2 rRNA genes are annotated in these 3,498 nt (G+C 50.1%); both read left to right on the top strand.

The annotated features are described in order from the left end of the window. Nucleotides 1-232: 232 nt before the first annotated feature. A 23S ribosomal RNA gene (locus G8768_RS20815) occupies nt 233-3,114 on the top strand. A 224-nt stretch (nt 3,115-3,338) separates the two neighbouring features. Beyond that, a 5S ribosomal RNA gene (gene rrf / locus G8768_RS20820) occupies nt 3,339-3,454 on the top strand. Nucleotides 3,455-3,498 lie beyond the last annotated feature (44 nt).

Here is a 3,498-nt window from a genome sequence, read left to right on the forward strand (position 1 = left end):
TTTACTTCTGATTTTTACAATCAGACGTTCTTTAACAAGGTGGAAAGTAAAGTTGTAATACTGCAAATTAATTGACGAGTATGTAACAAAGTCTATCTGACTAATTACCATACCTGTCCGGCGAATTTATTGTTTTTACAAATCATGAGATCCAGTGTTTTTGCTTCGGTCTGGAGCAGAAACATTTATCGAAATTTTGTAAGTCGTGCACATTCAGTTGCTTGAGTTATATGGTCAAGCGACTAAGCGCATACGGTGGATGCCTTGGCAGACAGAGGCGATGAAGGACGTAGGAGCCTGCGATAAGGCTAGGGGAGCTGGCAAACACGCTTTGATCCTAGCATTTCCGAATGGGGAAACCCACCTCTTTGAGGTATCGTATACTGAATACATAGGTATACGAGGCGAACCTGGGGAACTGAAACATCTAAGTACCCAGAGGAAAAGAAATCAACCGAGATTCCCTTAGTAGCGGCGAGCGAACGGGGATTAGCCCTTAAGCAATTTGTGTTTTAGTGGAACCTTCTGGAAAGTTGGGCGATACAGGGTGATAGCCCCGTACACGAAAAGGCACTTGTTGTGAAATCGAGTAGGTCGGGACACGTGATATCCTGACTGAACATGGGGGGACCATCCTCCAAGGCTAAATACTCCTGTCTGACCGATAGTGAACCAGTACCGTGAGGGAAAGGCGAAAAGAACCCCTGTGAGGGGAGTGAAATAGAACCTGAAACCGTATGCGTACAAGCAGTGGGAGCAGACTTGTTCTGTGACCGCGTACCTTTTGTATAATGGGTCAGCGACTTATTGTCAGTGGCAAGGTTAACCGTTTAGGGGAGCCGTAGGGAAACCGAGTCTTAATAGGGCGTCTAGTCGCTGGCAATAGACCCGAAACCGAGCGATCTATCCATGGCCAGGGTGAAGGTTAGGTAACACTGACTGGAGGCCCGAACCCACGTATGTTGAAAAATGCGGGGATGAGCTGTGGATCGGAGTGAAAGGCTAATCAAGCTCGGAGATAGCTGGTTCTCCCCGAAATCTATTTAGGTAGAGCCTCATGTATCACCACTGGGGGTAGAGCACTGTTAAGGCTAGGGGGTCATCCCGACTTACCAACCCTTTGCAAACTCCGAATACCAGTGAGTGCAATCATGGGAGACACACTATGGGTGCTAACGTCCATAGTGGAAAGGGAAACAACCCAGACCGCCAGCTAAGGTCCCTAATACCAATTAAGTGGGAAACGATGTGGGAAGGCCCAGACAGCTAGGAGGTTGGCTTAGAAGCAGCCATCCTTTAAAGAAAGCGTAATAGCTCACTAGTCGAGTCGGCCTGCGCGGAAGATGTAACGGGGCTAAATTGGTAACCGAAGCTGCGGCTGCTCTTAGAGCAGGGTAGGGGAGCGTTCTGTAAGCGGCTGAAGGTGTGCTGTGAGGCATGCTGGACGTATCAGAAGTGCGAATGCTGACATGAGTAACGATAAAGGGAGTGAAAAACTCCCTCGCCGGAAGACCAAGGGTTCCTGTCCAACGCTAATCGGGACAGGGTTAGTCGACCCCTAAGGCGAGGCCGAAAGGCGTAGTCGATGGGAAACAGGTTAATATTCCTGTACCTCTTATAACTGCGATGGAGGGACGGAGAAGGCTAGGCCGGCGCGGCGTTGGTTGTCCGCGTTTAAGGTTGTAGGCTGAGATCTTAGGCAAATCCGGGATCTTAAGGCTGAGAACTGATGACGAGGCTCATTTATGAGCTGAAGTGGTTGATGCCATGCTTCCAAGAAAATCTTCTAAGCTTCAGGTTATGAGGGATCGTACCCCAAACCGACACAGGTGGTCAGGTAGAGAATACTAAGGCGCTTGAGAGAACTCGGGTGAAGGAACTAGGCAAAATGGTACCGTAACTTCGGGAGAAGGTACGCCGGTTTTGGTGATGGGACTTGCTCCCTAAGCTGAGGCTGGCCGAAGTGACCAGGTGGCTGCAACTGTTTATTAAAAACATAGCACTCTGCAAACACGTAAGTGGACGTATAGGGTGTGACGCCTGCCCGGTGCCGGAAGGTTAATTGATGGGGTTAGCACTTGTGCGAAGCTCTTGATCGAAGCCCCGGTAAACGGCGGCCGTAACTATAACGGTCCTAAGGTAGCGAAATTCCTTGTCGGGTAAGTTCCGACCTGCACGAATGGCGTAATGATGGCCACGCTGTCTCCACCCGAGACTCAGTGAAATTGAACTCGCAGTTAAGATGCTGTGTTCCCGCGGCTAGACGGAAAGACCCCGTGAACCTTTACTACAGCTTGACACTGAACTCTGAGCCTATTTGTGTAGGATAGCTGGGAGGCTTTGAAACCGTGACGCCAGTTGCGGTGGAGCCGACCTTGAAATACCAGCCTGGTATGTTTGGGGTTCTAACGTAGGTCCCTTATCGGGATTGCAGACAGTGTCTGGTGGGTAGTTTGACTGGGGCGGTCTCCTCCCAAAGAGTAACGGAGGAGCACGAAGGTACCCTCAGCATGGTCGGAAATCATGCAAAGAGTGCAATGGCAAAAGGGTGCTTGACTGAGAGACTGACACGTCGATCAGGTACGAAAGTAGGTCATAGTGATCCGGTGGTTCTGTATGGAAGGGCCATCGCTCAACGGATAAAAGGTACTCCGGGGATAACAGGCTGATACCGCCCAAGAGTTCACATCGACGGCGGTGTTTGGCACCTCGATGTCGGCTCATCACATCCTGGGGCTGAAGCCGGTCCCAAGGGTATGGCTGTTCGCCATTTAAAGTGGTACGCGAGCTGGGTTTAGAACGTCGTGAGACAGTTCGGTCCCTATCTGCCGTGGGCGTTGGAAAATTGAGAAGAGCTGCTCCTAGTACGAGAGGACCGGAGTGGACGAACCTCTGGTGTTCCGGTTGTTTCGCCAGAAGCATTGCCGGGTAGCTACGTTCGGACGGGATAACCGCTGAAAGCATCTAAGCGGGAAGCCTCCTTCAAGATAAGTTTTCCCTGGGAATTTAATTCCCCTAAAGGGCCGTTAAAGACTATGACGTTGATAGGCTGGGTGTGGAAGCGTTGTAAGGCGTTGAGCTAACCAGTACTAATTGCCCGTGAGGCTTGACCATATAACTGAGGCTACTGAATGTGTAGTCCAGGACAGATATGGATAGAGTCGAGATAGACGAACACATACCCAAATTGATTTGCATACATACAACTTTCTGAATGACTGTGATGTTAGATTTACAGTTGTTCGGGCTTCGAGAGAGGCACTTCCACCACCCTATTTGAGTGAGTGTGGCAAGGATAAGAGATCCTTTAAGACCAAGCACGAACTCATACCAGTTTGCTTGACGACCATAGCGAGTTGGAACCACCTGATCCCATCCCGAACTCAGAAGTGAAACGACTCAGCGCCGATGGTAGTGTGGGGATTCCCCATGTGAGAGTAGGTCATCGTCAAGCTTTTATTCCGAAACCCCTGCTGGATACCCAGCAGGGGTTTTTTA

Origin of the sequence: Pseudoteredinibacter isoporae, from assembly GCF_011602085.1 — a bacterium.
Lineage (GTDB): Bacteria > Pseudomonadota > Gammaproteobacteria > Pseudomonadales > Cellvibrionaceae > Pseudoteredinibacter > Pseudoteredinibacter isoporae.